Genomic DNA, 26,437 nt, shown 5'->3' on the forward strand with positions numbered 1-26,437 from the left:
CATCTTATCAAAGCCGGAACCGTGCTCATGACCATCAGGAGGCGATGAGGCGCCGGTCGGCTCCGCCGCTCGGGGTCCACAGAAGGTCCTCCGTGCCGTGCCCGTAGGCGATCGCGTGACCGCCCCGCAGGACGAGCACGTCGGTGTCGAGATCGCGCACGACATCGCTTTCGTTGGTGACGACCACGGCGGACATGCCGTACCCGTGCCGCCGCCGGAGGATCGCCTTCTTCGCCGCGCGCCGTGCCTCGACGTCCATGTTCGCGAAGGGCTCGTCGGCGATGAGCATCCGCGGCTGAAGGATGAGTGCCCGCGCGAACGCGACGCGCTGCCGCATGCCCGCGCTGAGCTCGTACGGGTACTTCGCCGCGGCGCCGAGCGGCAGCATGAGCTCGTCGAGCAGCGACGCGATCCGCACCGCCAGCGCACGCTCGTTGACGCGGCGGGAGCGGCTGGTGATGGGCTCGGCGATGAGCTCCGACACCGTCTGGCGCGCGGGCAGGTTCGCCCCCGCCCGCTGCGGCAGATAGCCGGTGTAGTAGGTCAGCTCGCGGTGCGCGCGGCCAGGACGGCGCACGCGGATGCCGAGGACCTCCGCATCACCGCCGACGACCGCGAGCCCTTGCTCGTTGCTGCCCGCGAGGATCGCGGCGAGGCTCGACTTGCCTGCCCCCGTCGGCCCCATGAGCGAGAGCGTCGCTCCGTGGCCGAGCGTGAACGAGACGCCGTCGACGACCCGCTCGCTCGGGGCGCCTCGTCCGGCGCGGGCGATCGAGAGATCGGTGCACCGGATCGCGACTTCGGCGTCTCGACGGCGGGACATGTCCACATCATGCCGTGCGCGCGCCACGGATGCCAACCGCTTGACCGATCACAGGTCGACGAGGAGCTTCTCGCGCTCGAGGTCGATCTCGCGAAGGCGCACGCGGATGCCGCGGCCTTCGTCCGAGTCCGCGGCGACGCGCTGGATCGCCCCGAGCAGCTCCGTCTTCTCCCGCTGCAGCGAACGCAGGATGAGCCGCCGCGCGAGGTCGGCGGTCGACGCGACGGCGGCTTCGTCGGTGAGCGCCGGGAAATCGGCCGCGAGCAGCTCGGCCGCGAGCGAGCGGAACGGCTCACGGACGTTGGACACCGCATCCGCCGCCCATCCGGGACGCTCGACATCGGATGCCGCGGCCACCGCCTGGCGCACGGCTTCGAGTGCGGGGTGCCGGAACGGCAGCGCGAGCGCCTGTGTACGCAGCCCGGCATCGATGCGGTGCCCGAACTGCAGGAACCCCATGAGCGCGTCGCGCTCGAGCACGACGTCGGCCGCGCGCGGGAGCGACGCCATCGTCACGCGCACGACGGGTTCGTCGGATGCCTCGGCCTGCGGGGCCCCGCGCTGGGGGCGACCCGGGGTCGGGGCATCCGGTCGTCCCCCTCCCCCGCGCCGGGCCCGCTCGACGGCCTGCGTGACCTCGCCGAGCTCGAGACCCAGCCGTCGCGCGAGCACGCGCGCATAGCCCGGACGCAGCGCGGGGTCGCGGATCTCGGCGACGATCGGCGCCGCCGCACGGAGGGCGCCCGCGCGGCCCTCGACCGTCGCAAGGTCGAAGCCCGCGAGACGGCGGTCGATGACGAACTCGAACATGGGGGCCTTGGTCTCCATGAGCGCGCGCACAGCCGCGTCGCCGCGCTCGAGGCGCAGGTCGCACGGGTCGAGACCGTCCGGTGCGACCGCGACGTATGTCTGCGCGGCGAAGCGCTTCTCGTCTCCGAACGCGCGCAGCGCGGCCTTCTGCCCCGCCTCGTCGGGGTCGAACGTGAAGACAACCTCGCCCGCCGCGTTGTCATCGCCCATCACACGCCGCAGCACCGTGATGTGGTCGGAGCCGAACGCCGTGCCGCAGGTCGCGATCGCCGTCGTGATGCCCGCGAGGTGGCACGCCATGACGTCGGTGTACCCCTCGACGACCACGACGCGGTGCTCGCGCGAGATGTCGCGCTTGGCGAGGTCGAGCCCGTACAGCACCTGGTTCTTGCGGTAGATGGGCGTCTCGGGCGTGTTGAGGTACTTCGGGCCCTGGTCGTCGTCGTACAGCTTCCGCGCCCCGAACCCGATCACCTGGCTCGTGACGTCGCGGATGGGCCACACGACCCGCCCGCGGAAGCGGTCGTACACACCGCGCTGCCCTTGGGAGACGAGGCCGGCCGAGGCGAGCTCCTCGTCGCTGAAGCCCTTCCCGCGCAGCGCCTCACGCATGCCCGACCAGCCCTTGGGCGCATACCCGACCCCGAAGTGGGCGGCGGCGCCCGCGTCGAACCCGCGCGAGCCGAGGAAGGAGCGCGCGGCCTCGGCCTCCGGCGTCATGAGCTGCGCGCGGAAGAACTCCGCGGCCGCGGCATTCGCGGCGTACAGCCGCGCGCGGCCCGTCGTCTCGGGTGCCGCTCCCCCGTCCTCGTAGTGGAGCGTGTACCCGATGCGCCCCGCGAGCCGCTCGACGGCTTCAGTGAACGAAAGGTGGTCCATGCGGCGCAGGAACGAGTAGACGTCGCCCGATTCGCCGCATCCGAAGCAGTGGTAGAAGCCCGCCTGCGGGCGCACATTGAAGCTCGGGCTGCGCTCGTCGTGGAACGGGCACAGTCCTTTCATCGAGCCCACGCCGGCGGGCTTGAGCGCGACGCGCTCGCCGATGATGTCGGCGATGTTCGTGCGGGCCTTCACCTCGTCGACGTCGGCCTGACGGATGCGCCCCGCCATCAGAGCCCTCCTCGCCTGCTCGCGGTGTCGGGCTTGGGCGCTGTCGGCGACCACACGCCGAGCGACCCGGCGTCGATCTCGCCGACGAGCCGATCATGCCACGCGATCGCGAGCTGGTCGGTGAGGCTCGCGACCTGGTCGACGACGACGCGGCGGCGCGCGGGATCCGTCTCTGCGGCTGCGAAATCCTGCGCGTGCATCGCGTCGAGCGCCTCGGGGTGCTCCCACAGGGCCGTCGCGAGGCGCCTGAGCACGCGGCGCTGCTCCTTGTAGAGCACCTTGCGACCCTCGATCGACACGACCACGGCTCCGATGATCCCCTTGAGCACCGCCATCTCGGCCTCGACGACACGCGGCACGACGACGTGCGAGCGGTAGCGCGTGAGCACGGGCACCTGGTACGCCTCGCGCGTGGCGGTCGTCGCGGCGCGCGCGAACCGCCCGATGAGATCGGAGGTGAGGTTCTTGAGGTGCGCGTGGGCGGCGCGCGTGCCGTCGAACGTGCGGATCCACTCGGGCATCCGCATGAGCCGGTACAGGGCGTCCTCGAGCTCGTCGAGGGCGAAGTCGAAGCCCACCCACGACTGGATCGCGCGGAGCAGTGCGTCGTGCTCGCCCGCGTCCGCGAGGCGCGCGGGGTCGAGGTAGCCGTTCACGATCGCGTCTTCGAAGTCGTGCACCGAGTAGGCGATGTCGTCGGAGAGGTCCATCACCTCTGCCTCGATGCAGCGCACGCGCCCGGGCGCGCCCTCGCGCATCCAGCGGAAGACGTCTTCGTCGTCGGGGTACACGCCGAACTTGAGGCGCCCGCCGGGATCGGGCAGCGGGTGCTCCGCCGTCCAGGGGTACTTGCACGTCGCGTCGAGGCTCGCGCGCGTGAGATTGAGCCCGTACGTGCGGCCGTCGCCTCCGAGCACCTTCGGCTCGAGGCGCGTGAGTATGCGCAGGGTCTGCGCGTTGCCCTCGAAGCCGCCGATGTCGTCGGCCCAGTCGTTGAGCGCCCGCTCACCGTTGTGACCGAACGGCGGATGCCCGAGGTCGTGGCTCAGGCACGCCGTGTCGACGACGTCGGGCGACAGCATCAGGGCCGTGGCGAGCTCACGCCCGACCTGTGCGACCTCGAGCGAGTGCGTGAGGCGGTTGCGTGCGAAGTCGGCGGGGCTCGCAGGGCTCAGCACCTGGGTCTTCGCCGCGAGGCGGCGCAGGGCCGCCGAGTGCAGCACGCGGGCGCGATCGCGGGCGAAGTCGTCGCGCTGCGACCGGTGGCGTTCGATGTGGAAGCGCGCGGCATCCGCGTCGTCGTAGCCCTCCGGTCGCCCCGACGCGACGCCGACCGCTCCGGCGCCGTCAGCCGCCACTGGTGTCGAGTTCCGCTTCGGCGAGGGTGGCGGATGCCTCGGCCCCGACCTCGCGCGAGTCGAGCCAGCCTTCGGGCAGCGCCGGTCGCTTGGGGCTTCCGGCACGGCCGCGCTGCCCCTCGGCGGCGGCGCCGGGGTACGGCGCGTCGAGGTCGAGCGTGGCGAGGAGCTCCTCGATCTCGGCCAGGGACGACACGGTCGCGAGGCGCGCACGCGTGTCACCGCCGACCGGGTAGCCCTTGAAATACCACGCGACGTGCTTGCGGATATCGCGGCACCCGCGACCCTCGTCGTCGAAGAACTCGACGAGCAGCTCGGCGTGGCGACGGAACGCCTGCGCGACGAAGCCGAGCGTCGCGTCGACCGTGCGGCTCTGGGCGCCGAACGCCGCGGTGAGGTCGCCGAAAAGCCACGGGCGGCCCAGGCATCCGCGACCCACGACGACGCCGTCGCAGCCGGTCTCGTCCATCATGCGCACCGCGTCGTCGGCGCTCCAGATGTCGCCGTTGCCGAGGACGGGGACGCTCGTGACCGCCTCCTTCAGCGCGGCGATCGCGGACCAGTCCGCCTCGCCGGAGTAGAACTCGGCGGCGGTGCGGGCGTGCAGCGCGACGGCGGCGACGCCCGCGTCTTCGGCGATGCGGCCCGCGTCGAGGTAGGTCAGGTGGTCGGCGTCGATGCCCTTGCGCATCTTGACGGTCAGCGGAATGTCGCCCGCGGCGCGCACGGCGCGCGTGACGATGTCGCGGAAGAGCCCGAGCTTCCACGGCAGCGCGGAGCCGCCACCCTTGCGCGTGACCTTGGGCACGGGGCATCCGAAGTTCAGATCGATGTGATCGGCGCGGTCCTCTTCGACGAGCAGCCGCACCGCCGCCTCGGTCGTCGCCGGGTCGACGCCGTAGAGCTGGATCGAGCGGGGTGTCTCGGACTCGTGGTGCGTGATGAGGCGCATCGTCGTGGCGTTGCGCTCGACGAGGGCGCGCGTCGTGATCATCTCGCTCACGTAGAGCCCGGCGCCGTACTCGCGGCACAGTCGCCGGAACGCCGTGTTGGTGATGCCCGCCATGGGCGCGAGCACGACGGGGGCATCGAGCTGGATGGGCCCGATGGACAGCGCGCGTGCGGGCGCATCGACGAGTGCGGAAGTCACCCGACCATCTTCCCATCTCAAGCCGAATCAGGGCTGGACGCGGATGCCGCGTGCGTCATGCGAGCCGGGACCACGCCTGTGGAGGAAGCTCCCGAATCCGGCCCGTTCCCGCTCCCGAGCCCCGCGATTCGCTCTAGCCTGGGGACATGACCTCCACGGCGACAGATCTCCGCGACATCCCCTTCCGCACCGCCGACGGCAGCACGGCGACCCTCGCCGACTACGGCGACACGGTGGTCCTCGTCGTCAACGTGGCGTCCCGGTGCGGCTTCACGCCTCAGTACGAGCAGCTCGAGCAGCTGCAACGGGACTACGGCGACCGCGGCTTCACGGTGCTCGGCTTCCCGTGCAACCAGTTCAAGGGGCAAGAGCCCGGCTCGATCGACGAGATCCTCGAGTACTGCTCGACGACGTGGGGCGTGACCTTCCCGATCATGGACAAGGTCGAGGTCAACGGCGAGGGCACGGTTCCGCTGTACGAGGCCCTCAAGCGGACTGCCGACGACGAGGCCCAGTCGGGCGACGTCGGGTGGAACTTCGAGAAGTTCCTCGTGTCGCCGGACGGCTCCGTGCGTCGCTTCCGCACCCCGGTTCGCCCGGATGACCCCGCGATCGTCGAGGCGATCGAGGCGAGCTTGCCGCGGTGATTCGGACGGGCACTCGCGTCCGTGCATACTCTCCTCAGGCGAAGGATGAGTGGAGAGGGGCCGACGGATGGCGCTGAGCACCGATGACATCGTCGAGATCCAGCAGCTGCAGGCGCTGTACGGGCACGCCGTCGATGCGGAGGACCCCGCGCTGCTGGCCCGTGTGTTCAGCACCGATGCCGTCTTCGACGGTCGGGGCGCCGGTCCCAACAGCTACAAGGAGGGACTCGAGGCGATCTGCGCCTGGTTCGCGAAGGGCAAGCCGCCCCACCCGCTCGTCCACTCGATGACCAACGTCTGGGTCTACGAAGCGGAGGACGGCGTGCGCGTCAAGGCGAAGTGGTTCGTCCACACCCATGACGGAACGTTCTGGCTCGGCGACTACGACGACCTGATGCATCGCACGGAAGAGGGCTGGCGGATCAAGCACCGCGTCGCGACCGTTCGCGATCCGCGCCGGGCCTGATTCCGCAGGTCACCGCGGCTCGCGGTGGCTCAGAGCGACTCCCCACCGTCCGCGGTGAGATTCACGCCCGTGATGAACCCGGCCCTGCGGGAGGAGAGGAACACCACCGTCGCGCCGATCTCGTCGCGGCTGCCCAGCCGGCGCAGCGGGATCGCTGCCGCCTTCTGAGCCTCGAGTCCGGGGTTCTCCGCGAAAAGCCGCCGATTCGCCTCGACGTCGTACCACCCGCACTGCACGCTGTTCGCGCGGACGCCGAATCGCCCCTCCTCCTTCGCGATGACGGCGACCATACGATCCACCGCAGCCTTCGAGATCGCCGACGTCCCGCCACGGATCTCGACCAGCCCTGCCTGGTACGTGGTCAACGCGGTGAAGGATCCAGCGGTCTTCCGGAGGTGCGGAAGGGCGGCCTGCGCGAGATTGATCGCGGCGAGCGCGTCGCCGCGCAGCCAGTCGTCCCACACCTCCGGCTGCGTGCGGCTGAAGAACTCCGGAGTGAAGTTCGGTCCCGCGGCGTAGACGACGCTGTGCAGACCCCCGAAACGGGCACTCGCAGACTCCATCGCCTGAGCGATCGACTGAGGATCGGTTGCATCGACGGCGAAGCTCTCCGCGTCGGAGCCCTGGGAGCGGACCTCTGCCACGACTGCCTCGGCGGCCGCCTCACGGGTGCGGTATGTGATCGCGACCGGAACGCCGGCTGCGGCGAACGCGTGGGAGATGGCACTGCCGAGCCCTCCGCTGCCACCGAGGATGAAGGCCCCACCATCTCCGAAATCCACCGCCACGCCGGCCTCCTGCCGCTCGTCTGGGCGGCGCTCCTCGTGAACGCCGCGTGCTCTCACCCGAGCGTATCGAGTGTCGCCGGGGACGTTCGCCTCGCTCGCTTCGTGCGGCCCGGCTCAGACCTCGGCGGTCACGCGCTCCGCATCCTCGTCGGCAGTCGCCTCGACCGCGCGGTGCTCCGTCCACACCTGGCGCGCGATCTGCGCGAACGCCTCGGGGGGCTGAGCTCCCGACACGCCGTACTTGCCGTCGATCACGAAGAACGGCACGCCGTTGATCCCGTACGCGGCGGCCTGCTTCTGGTCGGCGCGCACCTCGCTGAGGTACTGGCGCGACTCGAGGGCCTCGCGCGCGGCATCCGCGTCGAGTCCCGCTTCGGCAGCGAGCTCCACGAGCACGTCGGTGCGGCCGAGGTGGCGGCCCTCGACGAAGTAGGCCGACATGAGGCGCTCGGCGAGCTCGAGCTGGCGGCCGTGCGCCTTCGCGAAGTGCAGCAGCTCGTGCGCCTTCACGGTGTTCGTGTGCTTGAGGAGGTCGTAGCGGTAGTCGAGGCCGGATTGAGCAGCGACTCCCGTGACGCGGTCGATCATGGACTGCGCCTGCTCGCGCGAGATGCCCTTGTGCGTCGACAGGTAATCCAGCTCGTCGCCTTCGAAGTCCACGGGCGTGTCGGGCGACAGCTCGAACGAGTGATATGTCACCTCCACGACGGGTGCGTCTTCATCGATGGATGCCGCAGCGAGTCCGTTCTCGAGGTTCCGCTTTCCGATGTAGCACCAGGGGCAGGCGATATCCGACCACACGTCGATCTTGATGGCATCCGTCATGCCGGGAACAACCGGCGACGACGGACAATCTATTCCCGCGGAAGCATGATCAGCCCGGCGGGTTCGCGTCGGGAAAGAACCGGAACCGCACGCGGACGGTGTCGTCGTAAGGCACGACGAGGGTCGAGGCATCGGGCGACCACTGATCCGGCACGAGGAACAGCCGTCCGCCGCCCTGCACGAGCAGCCGCAGGCCGTGATACCGATAGCGGTACATCTGCCCTTCCTCGAACGGCTCCAGCTCCTGGAAGATGATCTGGTCGTTGCCGGGGAACATCCGCTCCTGCGTGTCCAGCACGACCGCAGGCAGCGACGTCAGGTCGGCCGCCAGCGCCCGCGCCTGGCCGCGCCCCCACCACTCCGCGAGAGTGGCCGTGGCCCAGAAGGCGCCCGCGACCATGGCCACGACGAGCAGGACCACGAGCGCGCGTCCCTCCGAGCCGCCGCGCAGCGCGCGCACCGTCGAGGCGGCGTACGCGGCGAGCCCCGCACCGACCGCGAGCAGGAGAGGCGTGATGAGCGGGGCGAGTTCCCAACCCCCGAACACGCCCCACAGCAGCGCGAGCGCGATGCCGGCGAGGATGAGGCCGATGCCCGTCCACGCGATCGCCGACACGACGCGCGTGCGGGTCGTGGCATCCGCGGTCCTGAGTCGCTTGCGCAGCAGCCGATGCCCCACCACCAGCCCCGCGGCGACGATGAGGGCCAGCACGAGCGGCACGAACAGCGCGCCGGGACTGCGCATCACGAACGCCTGGTTGCTGAGCCCGAGCACCTCGACGTCGATGCCGAAGTACGCGAAGAACGTGCGCGACGACACGTACCCGAAGTAGAAGAGCAGGGCCGTGATGAGCGTGACCGGCGCGACGAAAGACGACAGGAAGCTCATCCACTTCTCGAACGCGAAGTTGGGCGGCCCGGGGATGGTGTCGGCGGGCGCGGGAGCCGGGGCGGGTTCAACGGAGGGCATCGCATCGGTCTCGGATCGCGTCGGATCGCCGACGGGTCCGTGACCGATCGGCGCGACGGATGCCGCGGCCTCAGGCTCGTGTCGGGAGGTGGTCGTCACGGCGCCTCGCTCTCGGGTGATTCGGTGTCGTCGATCGGCGGATCCGTCTCGGTCGGCGGATCGGGCTCTTCGTCCGGCTGACCGGGGTCGGTGATGACGATCGGCGGACCAGGGCTGGCGGGGCGCGCCATCGCGGCGTCGCAGTACTGAGCCTCGGTGCACACCAACGTGCCGACGAAGGTGACGGTCGCCTGCCCGGGGAACGACGGCCCGGCCGTGAGGAGCATGCTGCAGAACACCGATCCGGTCTCGGGCGTCATCGTGAACCCGATGCACGACGTCGTGGCACCCGCATTGCCGCACACCTGCGGCTGCGCGCTGAGGGCTCCCGCCGGGTGGGACGCCACGCCGTCGATGGTGAACGCCACGTTGACGGGCGGTGGGGCGTCGCCCCAGAAGAGCGCCACGGTGGAGCACCACTGGCCGTCACCGAGGAACTCGGCGCCCTGGTCTCCGAAGGGCGGCCCGCCGTACTCCGCGGCCGGGCCGCTGCGGCGTGTCTGCTGTGCCGGGTCCACGGGGCCGTCCCCGCCGTTGCCGTTGCCGCCGCTGCCGTTGCCGGTCGGCGTCGGCGTCGGCGCCTCGGTCGTCTGCGTCGGTGTCGGGGTGGCCGTGGCATCCGCGGTGTCCTCGTCCGATACGGGCGCGCACGACGCGAGCGCGAGCACCGCGCCCACCACCATCGCAGCCACCACCGCGGCGCGCCGGGCCGGGCGTCGGGTACGGTCCATGAGACACCTCCTGACCACGGCGTTCCGCCGTGCCCCACAGGAGAGGAGCATCCACTCGCCCGCAGGATACGCCCGCGGCATCCGTGGCAGAAGAGCCCGTCAGAGCGCAGGCGGCGCGGGCTGGTCCACGGCGCCGCCGAAGCGGCGATCGCGGTCGAGGTAGATCTGGATCGCGCGCCACAGATCCGTGCGGCTGAAGTCGGGCCACAGCGTGTCGAGGAACACGAACTCGGCGTACGCGGACTGCCACAGCAGGAAGTTCGACGTGCGCTGCTCGCCCGACGAACGGATGAACAGATCGACGTCGGGCATGTCGGTCTGGTACAGGTGCCGGCGCACAGTCTTCTCGGTGATCGCCGACGGCTTGAGGCGTCCTGCCGCGACCTCGCCGGCGATCTCGCGCATCGCGTCGACGAGCTCGACCCGTCCGCCGTAGTTGATGCACATCGTCAGCGTGAGCACGTCGTTGCCGGCCGTGAGCTCCTCGGCGAACTGGAGCTCCTTGATGACCGATCCCCACAGCCGGGGCTTGCGCCCCGACCACCGCACGCGCACGCCCCATTCGTTGAGCTGGTCGCGACGGCGGTGCAGCACGTCGCGGTTGTAGCCCATGAGGAAACGGACCTCGTCGGGCGAGCGCGCCCAGTTCTCGGTCGAGAACGCGTACACCGACAGGTGCTCCACGCCCGTCTGGATCGCTCCCGCGACGACGTCGAGCAGCACCTCCTCGCCGGCCTTGTGCCCCTCGATGCGCGGCAGGCCGCGGCGGTTCGCCCAGCGGCCGTTGCCGTCCATGACGATCGCGACGTGCTTCGGCACGCTCCCCGCCGGGAACGCCGGAGGATGGATGCCCGTCCAGTCGAGCGGGCGATATGCAACGGCGTCGCGGTGCGTGTAGGGCTTGGGTGTCACCGAGGCGCCTCCACGTGCGACAGCGAGCGGATGCCACGCTCCAGGTGCCACTGGGCGTAGGCGGCGATGAGACCGGATGCCGCGGCCGCCGCCGCGGGTGGGGCGGCATCGACCTCGTCCCACTCCCCCGCCATGAGCGAGCGGAGCAGGCGTGCCGAGTCGCCGCCGAGCCTCGCCGCGCCCGTCGGGGCGCAGTCGCGGCACACCATGCCGCCGAGCTGGGCCACGAACGCGTCGTGCGGACCGCTCGCGCCGCACCGGGCGCACTCCGCGAGCGAGGGCGCCCAGCCCGAAAGCGCCATCGCGCGGAGCAGGTACGAGTCGAGGATGCTGCGCGAGGCATGTTCGCCTCGCGCGAGCGCGCGCAGCCCTCCCACGAGCAGCAGGTACTGGTTGGGCGTCGCCTCCGCCTCGTTGAGGCGGTCGGCCGCCTCGACCATCGCGTTCGCGGCGGTGTAGCGGTCGTAGTGGACCGCGATGTCGGCACCGTACGCACCGAGCGACTCCGCCTGCTGCACGATGTCGAGCGAGCGGCCCTGGTAGAGCTGGACGTCGGCGACCATGAAGGGCTCGAGCCGGGCTCCGAAGCGCGACGACGTGCGCCGCACCCCCTTCGCGACCGCGCGCAGCTTGCCGTGGCGTCGGCTGAGCAGCGTCACGATGCGGTCGGCTTCACCCAACTTGTGGGTGCGCAGGACCACGACTTCGTCGCGGTAGGTGGGCACCCGTCCATTATCCGCCGCGGCGCCGACGGTCCGGGCAGGCGGGGCGGACGAATCGGAGCAGTCCGCATCGAGCTGGAGCACCCGATCGAGGTGCGGCTCCCCCACGCAGACGATCGCATCGAGGCCGTGCGCCTGTGGGTCGACGACGTCGACGGATTCATGGCGGCGGTGCGTTCGCACATGCCTGACCTCCCGCCACAATGGGTTCGTGGACGAACCCGTCTTGGTGATCCCGCTGTGGGCGGATCTGATCGCCGTGGGCCTTGGCGGCATCCAGGGCGCGCTCTTCGCGTCGGGGTTCCGGGGTCAGCGACGGCTCGACCTGCTCGGCGTCGCCATCATCGGGATCGTCATGGGCATGGGCGGCGGTCTCATCCGCGACCTGCTGCTCAACGTGACGCCCGTCACGCTCCAGAGCAATTGGTATCTGCTCACCGCGGTGTGCGCCTCCCTTGTGGGGATGCTGCTCGCGGGACTCTTCCAGCGCCTCAACGCGGTCATCGTGGGCCTGGACGCGATCGTGATCGGGCTGTTCGGCGCGTTCGGCACGAGCAAGGCGCTCGCGCTCGGGCTGCCACCCGTGCCGGCGGTGTTCGTCGGCGTATGCTCCGCCGTCGGCGGCGGCATCCTGCGCGACATGATCATGGGACTGCCGGTCGCGATCATGCACGTCGGCTCGCTCTACGCCGTTGCGGCAGGGGTCGGATGCGCCGTGCTCGCGATCTCGAACGCGGCCGGGCTCGCGCTGATCCCGGCCGCGATCGTGTGCGTCGTCGTGACGGCGGTGATCCGCGTGCTCGCGGTGATCTTCGACATCTCGCTGCCCGAGCAGCGCGCACTGCACCGGCGTCGCGTCGCCGTCGAGACGAGCGCGATCCCGATCGTCAAGCCCGGGCCCGACGCCGGCTGACGCGGGCCCGGCGCCGACGAACTGGAGTCAGACCGCCGCGAGCTCCTCGGTGCGCTCGCGCTCACGCGTGCGGATCGCGCGGTTGACGCCCGAGACGATCGCCTTGAGCGACGCCGTCGAGATGTCGCTGTCGATGCCGACGCCCCACAGGCGCTCGCCGTCGACCTGCAGCTCGACATACGCCGCCGCCTGCGCGTCGCCGCCGGAGCTCAGCGCGTGCTCGATGTAGTCGTAGAGGGTCACGTCGAACCCGTGCGCGCGCACGATCTCCAGGAACGCCGCGACCGGGCCGTTCCCGTGACCGGTCGCCTCGACCCGGTCGTCGCCGTCGCGCAGCGTGACCTCGAGCGAGACATCGCCCGACATGTCGCTCTGCGTGCGGGTCGCGAGCAGCTCGAAGCGGCCCCAGCGCTCGCCGGCGTCGGCCGCCGGCAGGTATTCGTCGGTGAAGATGCGCCAGATCTCGTCGCTGGTGACCTCCCCGCCCTCGGCATCCGTCTTCGCCTGCACGACGCCGGAGAACTCGATCTGCAGCCTGCGCGGCAGGTCGAGCGCGTGGTCGCTCTTCAGCAGGTAGGCGACGCCGCCCTTGCCGGACTGCGAGTTGACCCGGATGACAGCCTCGTAGGAGCGGCCGAGATCCTTCGGGTCGATCGGCAGGTACGGAACGGCCCATTCCAGCTCGTCGACCGGGACGCCTTCGGCGGCCGCACGGGCCTCCCTGGCCTCCAAGCCCTTCTTGATGGCGTCCTGGTGCGACCCGCTGAACGCTGTGAAGACCAGGTCGCCGGCCCACGGGCTGCGCTCGTGGACGGGCAGCTGGTTGCAGTACTCGACCGTGCGCTTGACCTGGTCGATGTCACTGAAGTCGATCTGCGGGTCGATGCCCTGCGTCAGCAGGTTCACGCCCAGCGCGACGATGTCGACGTTGCCGGTGCGCTCACCGTTGCCGAACAGGCAGCCCTCGATGCGGTCGGCGCCGGCCATGTAGCCCAGCTCCGCCGCCGCGACGGCGGTGCCGCGGTCGTTGTGCGGGTGCAGCGACAGGATGACGTTCTCGCGGTGGTTCAGGTGACGCGACATCCACTCGATCGAGTCGGCGTACACGTTCGGGGTCGCCATCTCGACGGTCGCCGGCAGGTTGATGATGACCTTGCGCTCCGGAGTCGGGACGAAGACCTCCATCACGCGGTTGCACACCTCGACCGCGAACTCGAGCTCGGTGCCCGTGTAGCTCTCGGGCGAGTACTCGTAGTAGACGGTCGTCTCGGGGACCGTCGCCTCGTACTGCTTGCACCAGCGGGCGCCGTTCATCGCGATGTCGATGACGCCCTGCTTGTCGGTGCGGAACACGACCTCGCGCTGGAGAATGCTCGTCGAGTTGTACAGGTGCACGATCGCCTGCTTGGCGCCGCGGATCGCCTCGTACGTGCGGGCGATCAGCTCCTCGCGGGCCTGGGTCAGCACCTGGATCGTGACGTCGTCGGGGATGAGGTTCTCTTCGATGAGCTGGCGCACGAAGTCGAAGTCGGTCTGGCTCGCGCTCGGGAATCCGACCTCGATCTCCTTGTAGCCCATGCGCACCAGCAGGTCGAACATGATGCGCTTGCGCTCCGGGCTCATCGGGTCGATGAGCGCCTGGTTGCCGTCGCGCAGGTCGACGGCGCACCAGCGGGGCGCCTTCGCGATGCGCCGATCTGGCCACGTGCGGTCGGGCAGGTCGACCCGGATCTGCTCGTGGAAAGGCCGGTACTTGTGGACCGGCATGGACGACGGCTTCTGGTGGTTCTCCATGATGGGGGCTGCTTCCTCGTCAGATGTCGCGGGCCAACACCGAGCTCCGCGACGAGAAAGGCCCTAGAACGAAGCCTCGTCGCGGCGGCTAAGAAGAAGGAGCCCGCCGAAGCGCATGGACCGAGAGTACACCCGTCCCGGGGGGCGATGCCAATGCGGATGCCGCTGGGCGGGGCATCCGCTTCGGAAAGCGCCCGCCACGACCCGACCAATCCGGTTGCGAAAGTAGGAGATGGTCCGCCCGTAGGTTGTCTGCGTGAGAATCCGCCTACCCTCGGACCATCTCCTACCTCCAGCTCAACTCGTGAGACGATCGCGCGATTCGCGACACGTAACGGGTATGAGTCCTCACCGACGAGTCTCCGTCTTGCACGCTGCCGCCCTCGCGATCGTGGCGGCCGGCACCCTCACGCTGTCCGCGTGCGCCACCCCCTCCGCCGACGCTCCCCCGCCCGGAGCGAGCCTCGGAACGACGTGGCCCGACCCGCCGGAGGGCGAGGTCGTCGCGACGGGAACCGTGCTCGACAAGGGCGGAGAGGCCGAGCTGTGCGTCGGCCCCGTCGCCGAGTCCTGGCCGCCGCAGTGCTCCGGCTTCCCGCTCGAGGGCTGGACGTGGGACGGCGTCGAGGGGAGCGAGACCTCGGGCGACGTGACGTGGGGCGCGTACGCGGTGACCGGCACCTTCGACGGCGAGACGTTCAGTGTGACGCAACCGCCGATCATGCTGGCGCTGTACGACCCGATGCGCCCGGATGACCCGGCCGGCGGCGTCGAGGGCGAGACCTCCGAGGCGCGGCTGCTCGAGATCCAGGAGGAGCTGCCGTCGAAGATGGGCGACGCGTACCTCTCGTCGTATCCCGACCGCGGCTACCTGTGGGTCGACGTGCCGTGGGACGACGGCACGTGGCAGGACGCGGTCGACGCGGAGTACGGCGCGAAAGTCGTGTTCGTCACCTCGATGTTGCGCGAGGTCTCGGGCTGAGCGCCTGCTGCGCCGGATGCCTCAGCTGTCGCACTCGCAGATGAGGTTGTACTCCACGACGCGGTCGCCCTCTTCGGGGCGCGCCCACGCCTCGGCCTCCGCACGGTTCGCGAACCGCCGCGGAGCGAGTCGTCCGTTCGCCATGAGGACTCCGACCTCAAGCTCGTCGCGCGGGTCGGTCCACGGCAGCGGAGTCGTGACCGTCTCCATGGTCGCGAGTCTACGCCGCATGCAGTGAGCCGATCTCAGAACCCCAGCCGCCCCAGCTGCTTCGGGTCGCGCTGCCACTCCTTCGCGACGCGAACGTGCAGCTTGAGGAACACCTTCGTGCCGATGAGCGGCTCGATCTGTGCGCGCGCCTTCGCGCCGACGTCGCGCAGGCGCGAGCCCTTGCGTCCGATGATGATCGCCTTCTGGCTGTCGCGCTCGACGATGATGTTCGCGTAGACGTCGGTCATCGAGCCGGTCTCGCGCTCCTCGATGTCGTCGATCGTGACGGCGATCGAGTGCGGGAGCTCGTCGCGCACGCCCTCGAGCGCGGCTTCGCGGATGATCTCGGCGACGCGGTCCTCCAGCGACTCGTCCGTGACGACGTCCTCCGGATACAGCGCCGGACCCTCGGGCATGAGGGTGAGGAGCTGGTCGGTGAGCACGTCGAGCTGGTCGCGCGTGAGCGCCGACAGCGGGATCACCGCCGCCCAGTCCTCGCGGAGGCTGTCGACCTCGATGAGCCTCTCGGTGATCTGCTCGCGGGTCGCGGCATCCGTCTTCGTCACGATCGCGACCTTCCTGGCCCGCGGATACCCGGTCAGCGACTCGGCGATGCGCCGGTCTCCGGGGCCGACCTTCTCGGTCGCGGGGACGCAGAAGCCGATGACGTCGACGTCGCCGAGCACCTGCTCGACGAGGTCGTTGAGTCGCTGGCCGAGGAGAGTGCGGGGCTTGTGGAGGCCCGGCGTGTCGACGACGACGAGCTGTCCGCCGGGACGGTTCAGGATGCCGCGGATCGCGCGCCGTGTCGTCTGCGGCTTGTCGCTCGTGATCGCGACCTTCTCACCGACGAGCGCGTTCATGAGCGTCGACTTGCCCACGTTGGGGCGGCCGACGAACGTGACGAAGCCCGAGTGCGTCGCGGTCGACTGCTCGCCCGGGTCCTCCACCGGATCAGACATCCCGTTCCCCTCTCCTCACAATGCGCACCTCGCCTGTGCGCGGGCGCACGGTGCGGATCTCACCCGTGCGCGGCGACCGGCCGTTGAACGCGTCCTCGGCCGCCTCGAGTGCGGCGCTGCGTTCGACGAAGACCGTCGCGATGCCGCGGCCACGCCCTCGTGAGGCCCCGCCGGTCATGATGAGCCCTTCGTACTCGGCAGTCGCCCCCGGCTGCGGGATGCGGCCGAGCGCCTTGCCGAGCAGGCCGCCGATCGAGTCGACGTCCTCGTCCTCGAGCTCGATGCCGAACAGGTCGCCGACCTCGTCGAGCCCGAGGCGCGCGCTCACGCGGTAGCGGCCCGGCTCGACCTCGGTGACCTCGTCGGCTCGGGGGTCGTACTCGTCGGCGATCTCGCCGACGAGCTCCTCGATGAGATCCTCGAGCGTCACGAGCCCCGACACGCCTCCGTACTCATCGACGACGAGGCACACGTGCACGGCGTCGCGCTTCATCTGCTGCAGCAGCGTCTCGGCGCGCATCGACTCGGGCACGAAGACCGCGGGACGGCTGATGCGGCTGATGGGCGCGTCGCGCCACCCGTTCTCGTCGCGGAAGCCGAACTGCACGAGGTCCTTGAGATAGAGCACCCCGACGACGTCATCCGCCTCGTCGTCGACGATCGGGATGCGCGAGACGCCTTTGTCGAGAAAGATCGCCATCGCCTCACGCGTCGACGCGTTCGCGTCGACGGTCACCATGTCGGTGCGCGGCACCATCACCGCGCGCACGTAGGTGTCGGTGAAGTCGAACACCGAGTGGATGAGCTCGCGGTCGTCCTCCTCGATGAGCTCGTTCTCGGCGGCTTCGTCGATGATCGAGAGCAGCTGCTCCTCCGACGCGAACGACGAGCCCCGCGACCCGCCCGGCGTGATACGCGTGCTCAGCGCGACCAGCCCGTGCGCGAGCGGCCCGAGGATGATGCGCACACCCCGCACGACCGGCGCCGCGCTCTTCAGCAGGCCGCGCGCATGCTGGCGGCCGAGGTTGCGAGGACCCGTTCCCACGACGACGTACGACACGCCGGTCGTGAGCAGGGCCGCTGCGAGCATCGCCCACCAGATGTTGTCGAACAGCAGCGTAAACGCGACGGTGATGAGCACCGCGGCCGTGGTCTCGGCGAGGACGCGGATGAACACGACCGCGTTCTCGTGCGCCTCGGGGTCGTCGCCGATGCGGCGCAGCGAGTTCGCGTTGCGTCCGTTCGCCGCGAGCTCCGCGAGGTCGGCGCGTGACGTGACGCTCAGCGCCGCGTCGATCGCCACCATGAACGCGCCGAAGGCCATGAGCAGCACCGCCGCGACGAGCAGGAGGGCTTCGGTCATGCGCGGCCGCGCCGGCGTTCCGAGCCCTGGAACGCGGTGATGAGGCTCTTCTGCAGCCCGAACATCTCGCGCTCCTCCTCGGGCTCGGCGTGATCGAATCCGAGCAGGTGCAGCAGGCCATGCGTCGTGAGCAGCACGAGCTCGTCCATCGTGGAGTGCTTGGCTGCGACCGCCTGGGTCTCGGCGACCTGCGGGCACAGGACGATGTCGCCGAGCAGCCCCGGGGGCGTCGGCATCTCCTCCGTGCCCGGCCGCAGCTCGTCCATCGGGAAGCTCAGCACGTCGGTCGGCCCGGGCTCGTCCATCCACTGCACGTGCAGCGCCTCCATCGCGCCCTCGTCGACGAGGAGGATCGCCACATCGGCATCCGGGCTCACGTGCAGCTCGGCCAGGCTGTGCTCCATGAGCCGCAGGAGGACCGTCTCGTCGACCTCGAGGCCCGACTCGTTCGTGATCTCGATCGTCATGAGCGACCTCGTTTCGGCAGGTGGTCACGCGGTCCGCTGGGACGGGCGGCGCGCCGCTCGGCCCGATTGGCGAACTCGGATGCCTCGTCCCGCTCGCGCCGGGCCGCGATGCGTCGCTCGTCGTACTCGCTGTACGCGTCGACGATGCGGCCGACGAGCGTGTGACGCACGACGTCGTCGCTCGTGAGGTACGCGAAGTGGATGTCGTCGACCTCCTTGAGCACGCGCGTGACCAGCCGCAGACCCGACGACCCCTGCGGGAGGTCGATCTGGGTGATGTCGCCGGTGACGACCATCTTGGTGCCGAAGCCCAGACGCGTGAGGAACATCTTCATCTGCTCAGGGGTCGTGTTCTGGGCCTCGTCGAGCACGACGAAGGAGTCGTTGAGCGTGCGACCGCGCATGTAGGCGAGCGGCGCGACCTCGATCGTGCCCGTCGCCATGAGCTTGGGCACGAGCTCGGGGTCCATCATCTCGTTGAGGGCGTCGTACAGCGGTCGCAGATACGGGTCGATCTTGTCGGTGAGCGTGCCCGGCAGGAATCCGAGCCGCTCCCCCGCCTCGACGGCCGGGCGCGTCAGGATGATGCGGTTGACCTCTTTGCGCTGCAGCGCCTGCACAGCCTTCGCCATCGCGAGGTAGGTCTTGCCCGTTCCGGCAGGACCGATGCCGAACACGATCGTGTTCTCCTCGATCGCGTCGACATACGCCTTCTGCCCGAGCGTCTTCGGGCGGATGACCTTGCCGCGTGTCGACAGGATCGCCTCGCCGAGCACCTCCGACGGGCGCGGACCCCCCTCGGACTGCAGGATGCGGTTCGACGACGTCACGTCGACCGGATCCAGGCCCTGCCCCGCCTTCGTCATCGCGAGCAGCTCGTCGACGAGCGCACGGGCCGCGGCGACGGCGGGAGCGTCGCCGGTGAGGGTGATCTCGTTGCCGCGCACGTGGACGTCGACGTCGGGGTGCTCACGCTCGACGACGCGCAGCAGGCGGTCTTGGGGACCGAGGAGCTGCACCATGGCGACTCCGTCGGCGTAGACCCGCTCGACGGCGGGTTCGTTGTCGGTCAAAGACTTCTCTCCTCCAGTCCCCCGGCGAGGACATGGGCGTGAACATGGAACACCGTCTGGCCGGCGCCGGCGCCGCGGTTGAAGATCAGCCGGAAGTCGCCGTCGGCGTGCTCGGATGCGAGGGTGTTGGCGAGCCCGATCATCTCGGTGAGCAGATCGGGGTCGCCGGCGGCGAGCTCGACGACATCGCGGTACTCCTGAGACTTGGGGATCACGAGCAGATGCACGGGCGCCTGCGGGTTGATGTCGCGGATCGCGAACACGTTCTCGGTCTGCGCGATGATCTCGGACGGGATCTCACCGGTGAAGATGCGCGTGAAGATCGAGGGTTCGCTCATGCGGACAAGTCTAGTTAGCGAGCCGTTCGCGCGGCGTGGGTCACCAGCGACCCAGCGCCGCATTCACGATGGCGAGCGCAGCAGGGCCGGCGGTCGACGTGCGCAGCACGGTGCCGCCCAGGCGCACGAGCCGGGCGCCGGCATCCGCGAGAGCCCGCAGCTCCTCAGGCGCAATGCCGCCCTCGGGACCGACGACGAGCACGAGGTCGCGCGGGTCTGCCGGGTCCAGGGCGATGGCGGTGAGGCGCTCGTCACCGGCCGGCTCGAGCACGAACGCGGATGCCCCGCCCTGCGCGACGCGCTGCGTGAGCTGCTTCGTGGTGACGAGCCCGCCCACCTCGGGCACCCACGCGCGGTGCGCCTGCTTCGCGGCCTCGCGCACGATCGTCGCCCAGCGCGCGCGGCCCTTCGCGGCCTTCGCGGCGTCCCAGCGGGATACGCTCCGGGACGCCTGCCACGGCACGATCTCGTCGACCCCGAGCTCGGTCGCCGCCTGCACCGCGAGCTCGTCGCGGTCGCCCTTCGCGAGAGCCTGCACGAGCACCACCCGCGGCGCCGGCGCCGGGACATCCGTCCGCCCGTCGATCCGCACGACGACCTCGCGCGGTGCGACCGACTCGCACGTTCCGGTGAGCCACGCGCCCTGACCGTCGCCGACCGTCACCTCCTCGCCGACGCGCACGCGGCGGACGCTCGCGGCGTGGTGCGCCTCGGCTCCCGTGAGCACGACGGTCTCGCCCGGGCGCGCGAGCACCTGCTCATCGAGGAGGAAGTGCAGCGGCATCCGTGTCAGCCGTTCCGGAAGCGGTCGCGCAGCTTCGCGAACAGTCCCTGCTGGAAATGCGCGAGCCGTGGGGCCGGGGGCTTCGTCTTCTTCGCGAACTCCTCGATGAGGGTGCGCGATCGCCCGTCGACGCGCGTGGGCGTCACGACGTGCACGCCGATGCGGAGGTCACCGCGCTGCGTGCCGCGCAGAGGCGTGATGCCGCGGCTGCGGACCGTGATCACGTCGCCGGACTGGACGCCGGGGCGCAGCTCGAGGTCGACCGGGCCGTCCAGCGACTCGATCGTGGTGGTCGTGCCCAGGATCGCGTCGGGCATCGACACCTCGAGCGTCGCGAGCAGGTCGTCGCCGTCGCGGCTGAACACCTCGTCGGGGGCGACCGTGACCTCGATGTAGAGGTCGCCGTTGGGGCCGCCACCGGGGCCGACCTCGCCCGAGCCGGGAAGCTGAAGGCGCAGCCCCGTCTCGACGCCGGCCGGGATGTCGATCGACACCGTGCGGCGCGCGCGCACGCGGCCCTGACCCTGGCACGTGACGCACGGGTACGGGATCGTCGTGCCGTAGCCCTGGCACACCGTGCACGGCTGGCTCGTGACCACGTTGCCGAGGAGGCTCCGCACCTGCCGCTGCACGTAGCCCGCACCGTGGCAGATGTCGCACGTGACGGGCCCCGTGCCCGGCTGGCAGCAGGAGCCCTGACACGTCTCGCACAGCACGGCCGTGTCGACCTCGATGTCGCGGTGCACGCCGAAGACGACGTCCTTGAGGTCGAGCGTGACGCGCACGAGGGCGTCCTGCCCGCGCTCGCGCCGGGACCGCGGCCGCGCCGCGCGCGTGCCGCCCGCCGCCCCGAAGAAGGTCTCGAAGATGTCGCTGAACCCGCCGAACCCGTTCGCGCCGCCGAACGGCGAGTCGCCGCCCATGTCGTAGCGGCGCCGCTGCTCGGGATCGCTCAGCACGTCGTACGCGTGGGTGACGAGCTTGAACCGCTCGGACGCCTCCTCGCCGGGGTTCACATCGGGGTGCAGCTCGCGCGCAAGCCGGCGGTACGCCTTCTTGATCTCCTCCTGGCTGGCGTCTCGTGAGACGCCGAGGACCTCGTAGTGGTCGTGGTCAGCCACATTCGCCTTCCCGCCCGCGTTCCGCGGGATCGATCGTCACGGATGCCTCGTCAGCGCGAGTTCTCGTCGTGGAGCATCCGGGTGAGGTAGCGCGCGACGGCTCGCACCGCCGCGAGGTTCGTGGGGTAGTCCATGCGCGTCGGACCCATGACGCCCACGCGGGCGAGCGAGCCCGTCGCATCGTAATCGCTGGCGACGACAGACGCCTCGGCCAGTCCGAACGGCTCGTTCTCGCGCCCGATGCTCGCCGAGAGTCCCTGGTCGTCGGCGTGCATCTCGCTCACGAGGCGCAGGAGCGTGACCTGCTCCTCGATCGCCTCGAGCAGCGGATAGATGCTGCCGCGGAAGTCCGACTCGCGCCGAGCGAGGTTCGCCGCGCCGGCGAGCACGAGACGGTCCTGCCGGAACTCTTCGAGCTCTTCGGACACGACCCGCAGGAGCTCGACCGTCGCGTCGTCGATGGCGGCCGGCTTCGCCGACGCGGGGGCGGCGGATGCCTCGGCCAGCCGCTCGTCGACGAGGTGGGCGCCGTCGCGCACCGACCTGCCGACGATCACCGACGAGACCGCCGCGCGCAGGCGCTGCACCTCGTCTTCGGAGTACTCGCCGCGGACGTTCGCGAGGCGCTGCGACACCCGGCCGGTGTCGGTCACGATGATCACGAGCATGCGGCCGCCGCCGAGCTGGACGAGCTCGACATGCGAGACGCTCGCACGCGAGAAGGAGGGGTACTGGACGATCGCGACCTGGCCCGTCAGGCGCGTGAGCGCGCGGACCGTTTGGACGAGCAGGTCGTCGAGGTCGCCGGCATCTTCGAGGAACGCCATGATCGCCGAGCGCTGGGCGGACGTCAGCGGGCGCAGCTCCGCGAGGTGGTCGACGAACACGCGGTAGCCCTTGTCGGTGGGCACGCGACCCGAGGACGTGTGCGGGGCGACGATCAACTCTTCGTCTTCGAGCTGGGCCATGTCGTTGCGGATGGTGGCCGCGGACACGCCGAAGGCATGCCGCTCGACGATGGACTTGCTGCCGACCGGCTCGTTCGTGTCGACGTAGTCCTGCACGATCGCCCGCAGGACCTGGAGGCCGCGTTCGCTGACCATTCACCCTCCCGCTTGGCACTCTGCTGTCGTGAGTGCCAATTCTAGCGGACGACCTGGGGCATCGACTGAGAAACGCGGGCTCACAGCCCCGGCGTCAGGGCGCGCACGACGGCGTCGGCGAGCAGGCGCCCGCGCAGCGTCAGCACGATGCGCCCGTGGAGCGCTTCCGCACCGTCGATGAGCCCGTCTGCGATGAGTCGGGCGACCGCGTGGCGCCCCTCCCCCAGCAGTTCCGAGACGGGGTAGCCCTCGCGGATGCGCGTCCCCAGCAGCACGCCCTCGAGGGCGCGGGCCGCCGCATCCGTCCTCTCCCGACCGGCCGCCGGGGTCTCGCCCGAGGCGAGGCGCTGTGCGTATGCGGCGGGATGCTTGACGTTCCAGAACCGCACGCCCGAGACGTGGCTGTGCGCTCCCGGTCCGAAGCCCCACCAGTCGTGACCGCGCCAGTACGCGAGGTTGTGGCGCGAGCGGTGCTCGGCGCCGCGCGCCCAGTTCGAGACCTCGTACCACTCGAAACCCGTCGCCCCCAGCAGCTCGTCGGCGAGCTCGTACATGTCGGCCTGCAGGTCGTCGTCGGGCGCGGGAACCTCGCCCCGGCGGATCTGGCGCTCGAGCTTCGTGCCCTCCTCGATGATGAGCGCGTACGCCGACACGTGGTCGGGTTCGAGAGTCAGCGCGGTCTCGACCGAGCTGCGCCAGTCCGCGAGCGATTCCCCGGGCGCGCCGTAGATGAGGTCCACGCTCACGTCGAGTCCCGCGCCACGGGCGGCGTCGACGGCCGTTCGCACGTTCGCCGGCTCGTGCGTGCGGTCGAGCGCGGCCAGCACATGCGGGACGGCCGACTGCATGCCGATCGAGAGCCGAGTGACGCCGGATGCCGCGAGCTCGGCTGCCGTGGCATCCGTGACCGTGTCGGGGTTCGCCTCGACAGTGACCTCGGCACCCGCCTCGATCCCGAAGGCGTCCCGCACGCCGGCGAGCATCCGCGCGAGGTCGCCGGGCGGCAGGAGCGTCGGCGTGCCGCCGCCGAAGAAGACAGTGGAGGCGGGACGCAGCGGGCCCTTCGCCGCGAGCACGTTGCGCGCGAGGGCGACCTCGCGCAGGAGCGTGTCGGCGTACTCGTCCTGCCGCGCGCCGCGCAGCTCGCTCGAGGTGTACGTGTTGAAGTCGCAGTATCCGCAGCGCACGCGGCAGAAAGGCACGTGCAGGTAGACGCTGAACGGCGTCGCGGGACCGATCGAGGTCTCGTCGGGGAGCGCGCCGTCCGCGGGGACCGCCTCTCCGATCGGCAGCGCGGCGCCCATCAGGCCGGAGTCGCGTACAGCGGCGAGATCGCGCGCAGGTACCGCGTGAACAGCTCGCGCCGGCGGCGCCGCACGAGCCGCGGGAACAGGCGGTACAGCATGCCGACGGGGCGGTCGAACGCCCGCACGGTGAACCACACCTCGTCGTTGTCGTGCCAGTCGAGCATGAACGACTCCTCGCCGCTGACGACGGAGTCGCCGACGGTGCCCAGGGCGAAGCCGACGCGGCGGGGCTCCTCGACGGCGAAGATCACGCGCAGCTCACCGCCCGCACGCATGCCGCGCACGCGCCCCTCGAGCTGGATCGTCATGCCGCCGCTCACGAACGGCGTGCCGTCGGCGTCGAAGCGCTGCTCGACCTCGAGCTTGCTCGGCGCGATCGGGTTGCCCTCGTTGTCGAAGCTCACGCCCGAGTACATCGGGCCTGATGCGGGGCGCACGTCCGCGAGCGTCAGACCCGCCCCGCGCAGCGCGGTCCACGACATGAGCGCCTCGCTCGCGGTGTGGAAACGGGACTCGCCGCTGCCGATGCGCCACGAGGACTCCGCCGGGATGCTGCGCTCCGGCGGGTACTGCATCAGATCCGGCGCCTGCGTCGCCCCGACGGCGGCGTAGTCGACGGTCTCGTCCTTGAACGTGCCCCGGCGCATGGATTCCAGCCTACTTCGCCTACTTGGCGCCCTTGCCCTCGACGTCGCCGGAGAGTGCCGCGATGAACGCCTCCTGGGGAACCTCGACCCGGCCGACCATTTTCATGCGCTTCTTGCCCTCTTTCTGCTTCTCGAGCAGCTTGCGCTTTCGGGTGATGTCGCCGCCGTAGCACTTCGCGAGGACGTCCTTGCGCATCGCGCGGATGTTCTCGCGCGCGATGATGCGCGCGCCGATCGCCGCCTGGATGGGAACCTCGAACTGCTGGCGAGGGATGAGCTTGCGCAGGCGCTCGGTCATCATCGTGCCGTAGGCGTACGCCTTGTCGCGGTGCACGATCGAGCTGAACGCGTCGACCTTGTCGCCCTGCAGCAGGATGTCGACCTTCACGAGGTCGGCCTCCTGCGAGCCGTTGGGCTCGTAGTCCAGGCTCGCGTAGCCCTGCGTGCGGCTCTTGAGCTGGTCGAAGAAGTCGAACACGATCTCGCCGAGCGGCATGTTGTAGCGCAGCTCGACACGGTCCTCACTCAGGTAGTCCATGCCGAGGAGCGCCCCGCGGCGGGACTGGCACAGCTCCATGACGGTGCCGACGTAGTCCTTCGGCGTGAGGATCGCCGCCTTGACCATGGGCTCCGACACCGACGCGACCTTGCCGTCGGGGTACTCGCTCGGGTTCGTGACCGTGATGTGCTCGCCGGTCTCGGTCGTCACCTCGTACACGACGCTCGGCGCGGTCGTGATGAGGTCGAGGTCGAACTCGCGTGACAGGCGCTCGGTGATGATCTCGAGGTGCAGCAGGCCGAGGAAGCCGCAGCGGAAGCCGAAGCCGAGCGCGACCGACGTCTCGGGCTCGTACTGCAGCGAGGCATCCGACAGCTTGAGCTTGTCGAGCGCCTCGCGAAGCTCCGCGTAGTCGCTGCCGTCGATCGGGTAGACCCCCGAGAACACCATCGGCTTCGGATCGGTATAGCCGGGAAGGGGCTCGGATGCGGGCTTGCGCTGGTTCGTGATGGTGTCGCCGACCTTGGACTGGCGAACGTCCTTCACGCCCGTGATGAGGTAGCCCACCTCGCCGACGCCGAGGCCCTTCGTCGGAATCGGCTCGGGACTCGAGACGCCGATCTCGAGCAGCTCGTGCGTCGCCTTCGTCGACATCATCTGGATGCGTTCGCGCGGCTCGAGCTTGCCGTCCACCATGCGCACGTAGGTCACGACCCCGCGGTACGCGTCGTAGACGCTGTCGAAGATCATGGCGCGGGCCGGGGCATCCGCCCGGCCCTTCGGCGCCGGGATGTCGCGCACGATGCGGTCGAGCAGCTCCTCGACGCCCTCCCCCGTCTTGCCCGACACGCGCATCACGTCGTCGGGATCTCCGCCGATGAGGTTGGCGAGCTCGAGGGCGAACTTCTCCGGGTCGGCCGCCGGAAGGTCGATCTTGTTGAGCACCGGGATGATGTGCAGGTCGTTCTCGAGCGCGAGGTACAGATTCGCGAGCGTCTGCGCCTCGATGCCCTGAGCGGCGTCGACGAGGAGGATCGCGCCCTCGCACGCCGCGAGCGAGCGGCTCACCTCGTACGTGAAGTCCACGTGGCCGGGAGTGTCGATCATGTTGAGCGCGAACGTGCCGGCGTCGGTCGCCCACGGCATCCGCACCGCCTGCGACTTGATCGTGATGCCGCGCTCGCGCTCGATGTCCATGCGGTCGAGGTACTGCGCGCGCATGTCGCGGTCGGCCACGACTCCGGTGATCTGCAGCATGCGATCGGCCAAGGTGGACTTGCCGTGGTCGATGTGGGCGATGATGCAGAAGTTGCGGATCAGCTCAGGAGGGGTCGCGGACGGCTCGAGAGGCTTCAGGGCGCGCGGTGACATGTCCCGTCGATTCTACGTGGGCGGGTCCTGACCGACCGCCGAGGGCCGTGACGCAGGCCGCGGGCCGCTGTTCGCGCAGATTATGGCACGGT

Annotated in this window: 27 protein-coding genes; 4 read left to right on the forward strand and 23 right to left on the reverse strand. The window is 70.2% G+C overall.

Features of this window, described 5'->3' with window-relative positions; genetic code table 11:
- Positions 1-34 precede the first annotated feature (34 nt).
- Genes BJ991_RS12780 through dusB form a run of 4 tightly spaced genes read right to left on the reverse strand, consistent with a single transcriptional unit; the run spans position 35 to position 5,251 of the window.
- The gene (locus BJ991_RS12780) at positions 35-823 is read right to left on the reverse strand and encodes an ATP-binding cassette domain-containing protein (RefSeq protein WP_179490565.1); all 789 of its coding nucleotides are present in this window, start codon (positions 821-823) and stop codon (positions 35-37) included.
- Positions 824-871: 48 nt separating this feature from the next.
- The gene (gene dnaG / locus BJ991_RS12785) at positions 872-2,743 is read right to left on the reverse strand and encodes a DNA primase (protein ID WP_179490567.1); all 1,872 of its coding nucleotides are present in this window, start codon (positions 2,741-2,743) and stop codon (positions 872-874) included.
- A complete protein-coding gene (locus tag BJ991_RS12790; protein ID WP_179490569.1) occupies positions 2,743-4,101 on the reverse strand; it encodes a deoxyguanosinetriphosphate triphosphohydrolase in 1,359 nt (452 codons plus the stop codon). The genes dnaG and BJ991_RS12790 overlap by 1 nt, the downstream gene beginning before the upstream one ends.
- Positions 4,091-5,251: a tRNA dihydrouridine synthase DusB gene (dusB, locus tag BJ991_RS12795; RefSeq protein ID WP_179490571.1), complete on the reverse strand. Its 1,161-nt coding sequence runs from the start codon at positions 5,249-5,251 to the stop codon at positions 4,091-4,093. The genes BJ991_RS12790 and dusB overlap by 11 nt, the downstream gene beginning before the upstream one ends.
- A gap of 146 nt (positions 5,252-5,397) precedes the next feature.
- On the opposite strand from dusB, the gene BJ991_RS12800 reads away from it, so the two are divergent.
- Both BJ991_RS12800 and BJ991_RS12805 read left to right on the forward strand, forming a co-directional pair.
- Positions 5,398-5,898, forward strand: coding sequence for a glutathione peroxidase (locus BJ991_RS12800; RefSeq protein WP_179490573.1), 501 nt, complete (start codon positions 5,398-5,400; stop codon positions 5,896-5,898).
- A gap of 67 nt (positions 5,899-5,965) precedes the next feature.
- The gene (locus tag BJ991_RS12805; protein ID WP_179490575.1) at positions 5,966-6,364 is read left to right on the forward strand and encodes a nuclear transport factor 2 family protein; all 399 of its coding nucleotides are present in this window, start codon (positions 5,966-5,968) and stop codon (positions 6,362-6,364) included.
- Between the two features lie 29 nt (positions 6,365-6,393).
- Here the strand turns inward: BJ991_RS12805 and BJ991_RS12810 are convergent, their stop codons facing one another.
- The 6 genes from BJ991_RS12810 to recO form a co-directional block, all read right to left on the reverse strand.
- Complete coding sequence (locus BJ991_RS12810; protein WP_179490576.1) at positions 6,394-7,152, reverse strand: SDR family oxidoreductase; 759 nt, start codon at positions 7,150-7,152, stop codon at positions 6,394-6,396.
- 114 nt (positions 7,153-7,266) lie between these two features.
- Entirely contained in the window at positions 7,267-7,977 is a 711-nt protein-coding gene (locus BJ991_RS12815; protein WP_179490577.1) for a DsbA family oxidoreductase, read from the reverse strand.
- Positions 7,978-8,026: 49 nt separating this feature from the next.
- On the reverse strand, positions 8,027-9,046 hold the full coding sequence (locus BJ991_RS12820; RefSeq protein ID WP_179490578.1) for a hypothetical protein: 1,020 nt from the start codon (positions 9,044-9,046) through the stop codon (positions 8,027-8,029).
- Complete coding sequence (locus BJ991_RS12825) at positions 9,043-9,777, reverse strand: hypothetical protein (protein ID WP_179490579.1); 735 nt, start codon at positions 9,775-9,777, stop codon at positions 9,043-9,045. The genes BJ991_RS12820 and BJ991_RS12825 overlap by 4 nt, the downstream gene beginning before the upstream one ends.
- 99 nt (positions 9,778-9,876) lie before the next feature.
- Positions 9,877-10,689: an isoprenyl transferase gene (locus BJ991_RS12830; RefSeq protein WP_179490580.1), complete on the reverse strand. Its 813-nt coding sequence runs from the start codon at positions 10,687-10,689 to the stop codon at positions 9,877-9,879.
- Positions 10,686-11,414: a DNA repair protein RecO gene (gene recO / locus BJ991_RS12835; RefSeq protein WP_179490582.1), complete on the reverse strand. Its 729-nt coding sequence runs from the start codon at positions 11,412-11,414 to the stop codon at positions 10,686-10,688. The genes BJ991_RS12830 and recO overlap by 4 nt, the downstream gene beginning before the upstream one ends.
- Before the next feature lie 208 nt (positions 11,415-11,622).
- Here recO and BJ991_RS12840 point away from each other — a divergent pair, with 208 nt between their 5' ends.
- Positions 11,623-12,324 carry a TRIC cation channel family protein gene (locus BJ991_RS12840; RefSeq protein WP_179490584.1) on the forward strand — a complete coding sequence of 234 codons (702 nt, stop codon included), beginning with the start codon at positions 11,623-11,625 and terminating at the stop codon, positions 12,322-12,324.
- Positions 12,325-12,351: 27 nt separating this feature from the next.
- On the opposite strand, the gene leuA is transcribed toward BJ991_RS12840, so the two are convergent.
- Complete coding sequence (gene leuA, locus BJ991_RS12845; RefSeq protein ID WP_179490586.1) at positions 12,352-14,118, reverse strand: 2-isopropylmalate synthase; 1,767 nt, start codon at positions 14,116-14,118, stop codon at positions 12,352-12,354.
- A gap of 367 nt (positions 14,119-14,485) precedes the next feature.
- On the opposite strand from leuA, the gene BJ991_RS12850 reads away from it, so the two are divergent.
- Entirely contained in the window at positions 14,486-15,100 is a 615-nt protein-coding gene (locus tag BJ991_RS12850; RefSeq protein WP_179486429.1) for a hypothetical protein, read from the forward strand.
- Positions 15,101-15,121: 21 nt separating this feature from the next.
- On the opposite strand, the gene BJ991_RS12855 is transcribed toward BJ991_RS12850, so the two are convergent.
- The 12 genes from BJ991_RS12855 to lepA all read right to left on the reverse strand — a co-directional run bounded on the left by BJ991_RS12855 (position 15,122) and on the right by lepA (position 26,345).
- A complete protein-coding gene (locus tag BJ991_RS12855) occupies positions 15,122-15,310 on the reverse strand; it encodes a hypothetical protein (RefSeq protein ID WP_179490588.1) in 189 nt (62 codons plus the stop codon).
- A gap of 35 nt (positions 15,311-15,345) precedes the next feature.
- Positions 15,346-16,272 carry a GTPase Era gene (era, locus tag BJ991_RS12860; RefSeq protein ID WP_179490590.1) on the reverse strand — a complete coding sequence of 309 codons (927 nt, stop codon included), beginning with the start codon at positions 16,270-16,272 and terminating at the stop codon, positions 15,346-15,348.
- Positions 16,265-17,635, reverse strand: coding sequence for a hemolysin family protein (locus tag BJ991_RS12865; RefSeq protein WP_179490592.1), 1,371 nt, complete (start codon positions 17,633-17,635; stop codon positions 16,265-16,267). Before BJ991_RS12865 ends, era begins: the two co-directional genes overlap by 8 nt.
- Positions 17,632-18,102: an rRNA maturation RNase YbeY gene (gene ybeY / locus BJ991_RS12870; protein ID WP_179490594.1), complete on the reverse strand. Its 471-nt coding sequence runs from the start codon at positions 18,100-18,102 to the stop codon at positions 17,632-17,634. The genes BJ991_RS12865 and ybeY overlap by 4 nt, the downstream gene beginning before the upstream one ends.
- The gene (locus BJ991_RS12875; RefSeq protein ID WP_246301380.1) at positions 18,099-19,124 is read right to left on the reverse strand and encodes a PhoH family protein; all 1,026 of its coding nucleotides are present in this window, start codon (positions 19,122-19,124) and stop codon (positions 18,099-18,101) included. Before BJ991_RS12875 ends, ybeY begins: the two co-directional genes overlap by 4 nt.
- 47 nt (positions 19,125-19,171) lie before the next feature.
- The gene (locus tag BJ991_RS12880) at positions 19,172-19,513 is read right to left on the reverse strand and encodes an HIT domain-containing protein (protein WP_179490598.1); all 342 of its coding nucleotides are present in this window, start codon (positions 19,511-19,513) and stop codon (positions 19,172-19,174) included.
- A 40-nt stretch (positions 19,514-19,553) separates the two neighbouring features.
- Complete coding sequence (locus BJ991_RS12885) at positions 19,554-20,297, reverse strand: 16S rRNA (uracil(1498)-N(3))-methyltransferase (RefSeq protein WP_179490600.1); 744 nt, start codon at positions 20,295-20,297, stop codon at positions 19,554-19,556.
- 5 nt (positions 20,298-20,302) lie between these two features.
- Entirely contained in the window at positions 20,303-21,418 is a 1,116-nt protein-coding gene (gene dnaJ / locus BJ991_RS12890) for a molecular chaperone DnaJ (RefSeq protein WP_179490602.1), read from the reverse strand.
- A gap of 50 nt (positions 21,419-21,468) precedes the next feature.
- Entirely contained in the window at positions 21,469-22,521 is a 1,053-nt protein-coding gene (gene hrcA, locus BJ991_RS12895; protein ID WP_179490604.1) for a heat-inducible transcriptional repressor HrcA, read from the reverse strand.
- 80 nt (positions 22,522-22,601) lie between these two features.
- Positions 22,602-23,825 carry a radical SAM family heme chaperone HemW gene (gene hemW, locus BJ991_RS12900; protein WP_179490606.1) on the reverse strand — a complete coding sequence of 408 codons (1,224 nt, stop codon included), beginning with the start codon at positions 23,823-23,825 and terminating at the stop codon, positions 22,602-22,604.
- Positions 23,825-24,475, reverse strand: coding sequence for a DUF1990 domain-containing protein (locus BJ991_RS12905; RefSeq protein ID WP_179490608.1), 651 nt, complete (start codon positions 24,473-24,475; stop codon positions 23,825-23,827). Before BJ991_RS12905 ends, hemW begins: the two co-directional genes overlap by 1 nt.
- A 19-nt stretch (positions 24,476-24,494) precedes the next feature.
- Positions 24,495-26,345 carry a translation elongation factor 4 gene (gene lepA / locus BJ991_RS12910; protein WP_179490610.1) on the reverse strand — a complete coding sequence of 617 codons (1,851 nt, stop codon included), beginning with the start codon at positions 26,343-26,345 and terminating at the stop codon, positions 24,495-24,497.
- Positions 26,346-26,437 lie beyond the last annotated feature (92 nt).

It is taken from the genome of Microbacterium immunditiarum (assembly GCF_013409785.1).
Lineage (GTDB): Bacteria > Actinomycetota > Actinomycetes > Actinomycetales > Microbacteriaceae > Microbacterium > Microbacterium immunditiarum.